General features: G+C 58.8%; 1 protein-coding gene and 1 pseudogene. Both read left to right on the forward strand.

Going from position 1 to position 374, the window contains the following annotated elements; translation table 11 throughout:
* Window positions 1–11 precede the first annotated feature (11 nt).
* Window positions 12–182, forward strand: a pseudogene (locus tag DKW72_RS16840) (class II glutamine amidotransferase); the annotation flags it as partial.
* Window positions 130–374 (forward strand): class II glutamine amidotransferase (locus DKW72_RS16845; protein WP_456298943.1); only part of this gene is annotated, 245 nt, incomplete at its 3' end. The pseudogene DKW72_RS16840 and the gene DKW72_RS16845, both read left to right, overlap by 53 nt.

Raw genomic sequence — 374 nt, forward strand, 5'->3', positions numbered from 1 at the left:
CGACCCTGACCGTGGGCGAGTTCGATATTCTGGAGCTTTTACGTCAGACCAATGTCGGGAGTGCCTGCCTGGCGAACACCCACCCCTTCACTCGCGAACTCTGGGGCCGCTACTGGCTCTGCGCCCACAATGGTCATTGGCCAGTTTTCTCACCGGCACCCAGCTTCTACGAACCGGCAGGCAAAACCGACAGCTATTGCTCCACAAAAAAGGCCAGCATTACGCGCCGGGCACCCGCTCAAAGACAACGATGTGGTGGACTTCGAATCCGGAGCCGCACCCAACGATATTGTCAGCGTAATAGCCACCGAGCCACTCACCAGCGATGAGACCTGGGATATCTATCGTCCCGGGGAGTGGCGCTTGTGGCACAG

The sequence above is a fragment of the Marinimicrobium alkaliphilum genome (assembly GCF_003259155.1).
GTDB lineage: Bacteria > Pseudomonadota > Gammaproteobacteria > Pseudomonadales > Cellvibrionaceae > Marinimicrobium_A > Marinimicrobium_A alkaliphilum.